Here is a 2,126-nt window from a genome sequence, read left to right on the forward strand (position 1 = left end):
TCAAGAACAGCCGGCAGACTCATGGAAGGAGCCCGAGTTTCTGGCTGGAAACAAGCCATCAACCAGATGGCCGTGGCCTACCCCGACAGCTTCGACAAATACCTATAAACCTAGCCCCACACACAAACAACTTGACACCCTCCGAACAAGCAAGCATTGATAGATGCAGGTCTGCACTACATTTTGTCGGTGAAACCCCACCGTGCCTGAGGTGATTGAAACCTGGCGGCGGGAAATCCCTGGTGAAGCCTACGCCCACGGCCAGATCTGGACACAAGCCTCGGCAAGCGATGCGCGCAAACACACAACCCCGAATACGGTGACCCACTTCCAGTACTCCTATGATCGGGCCAGACGCGGCCTGCGCGGAATCAAAGAGCAAGTCGCAAAAGCCAAACGCGCTGTTGACGGCGAAATCGCCATTAAGCGCAACCGCTATTTCGATCTTTCCACCCCGAACAAGAAGGTCAACTACGCTCTCGCTGCCAAACACCGAGCCCTAGCCGGAATTAAAGGCTATGAAACCGACCTGACCGCTCTTCCCGCCCAGGAGGTTATCGGGCATTACCGCAGGCTATTCCACATTGAAAATGTCGTATCGGATGTCGAAATCAGACCTGAAAGCACGCCCAATCTATGCGAGGAAACAAAACTCGATCACAGCACATCTCAATATTGTGATGGCAGCACTAGCCGTGACCCACCTGATGGAGACCCGCAGTGGTCACTTCATCAAACGCCTCGTGAGAACACTCAAGAAATACCGCAGCTTTCAACTCGTCGTTGGCGGCGAAACCATTCACGCCGCCGTACCATTCCCGCCCGACCTCACTGCCACCATCCAAGTAATCACCGGCCGCGAACTTCCGCACAAAATTGGCCTAAGTCAGGTTAGAAGGGAATCAGCACACCGTCTCGTGGGATTCGTGCTCTGGGTGCTCAATCTGGATGGTGGAGTGCTCGATACCGTGTTCGCGCAGGGCCTGCTGGGCGGCATCCAACAGCGGGCCGGTGCCGACGGTGCCGTCGCGCACGATATGCACGGTCGTGAGCACGTTCACGCCGTCCAGGCTCCACAGGTGCAGGTCGTGGATGTCAGCAACGCCCTCGACCTGCCGCAGCGCGGGCTCGATCGCACTGGCGTCGAAGTCCGCCGGGACTTGCTCGAGCAGCACGCTCGTCGAAAGCCGCATGAGCTGCCAGGCGCGCGGCAGCACCATCGCCGCGATCGCTAGGGAGGCGATCACGTCCGCCGCCACAAACCCCGTGGTCAGTACCACGATGCCGGCCACGATTACTGCGACAGAGCCGAGCATATCCACTAACACGTGCAAGAACGCGCCCTCCACGTTGATCGAGGATTTGCGGTGCCGGTGCAGAACCCACGCCGATAGCGCATTCGCCACCAGGCCGATCACCGCGATGATCAGCATCGTTTTTCCCTGCACTTCGGCCGGGCTCTGCAGGCGGCGCACCGCCTCGACGACAATCCACACCGAGATCGCCAGCACCATCACTGCGTTCGCCAGTGCAGCAAGCACCTCCACTCGTCGGTAGCCGTACGTGGCCTGAGCCGATGCTTGTCGGCGCCCAACCAACACCGCTAACACCGCGATGATCAACCCCGCAGCGTCGGAAAGCATGTGCATCGCATCCGCCATCAGCGCCATCGAACCCGCCAACCAGCCGCCGATCAGCTCCGCGAAGAAGACGGTGCCGGTAATGCCTAGCGCAATCAAGAGTGCGCGCAGCGGCGTGCTGGAGTGATCGTGGTCGTGGTGCTCGTGTGCCATGCACTCAGCCTATCCCCGTCGACGCTTATTGACAATTAAATGCAAATGGATGGCGGTAAGCGCAGCCACTGAGGCCAAGTCGGCCTGCTTTAGGTCATTGTGCAGTTGTCCTTTGAATGTGTAGAGAAGCTGAAACATGAACAACCAAAAAGTAGGGTTAAGTAGCAGAATGTGTGTCCGTTCGGCGTGTTGCGGGGCGGGTACACGGTTAGTTACTTCATGGGGTCTTTTCTGATTCCTATCGAGTGTTCGTACTCTGGGGTTGCCCGCAAATCGTGGACACGTAGTTAAGCTGCTTAGGGGTTAAGCAGCGGCCTTCTTATTACCATTTTG

General features: G+C 57.8%; 1 protein-coding gene and 1 pseudogene. One reads left to right on the forward strand and one right to left on the reverse strand.

Going from position 1 to position 2,126, the window contains the following annotated elements:
- Positions 1-144: 144 nt before the first annotated feature.
- A pseudogene (locus tag ABRP93_RS11525) lies at positions 145-872 on the forward strand (IS1634 family transposase); the annotation flags it as partial.
- A 30-nt stretch (positions 873-902) separates the two neighbouring features.
- Here the strand turns inward: ABRP93_RS11525 and ABRP93_RS11530 are convergent.
- Positions 903-1,793, reverse strand: a complete 891-nt coding sequence (locus ABRP93_RS11530) for a cation diffusion facilitator family transporter (protein WP_005276393.1) — start codon at positions 1,791-1,793, stop codon at positions 903-905.
- Positions 1,794-2,126: the final 333 nt, after the last annotated feature.

Source organism: Corynebacterium sp. KPL2850 (assembly GCF_040225855.1).
In the GTDB taxonomy this organism is placed as follows: domain Bacteria; phylum Actinomycetota; class Actinomycetes; order Mycobacteriales; family Mycobacteriaceae; genus Corynebacterium.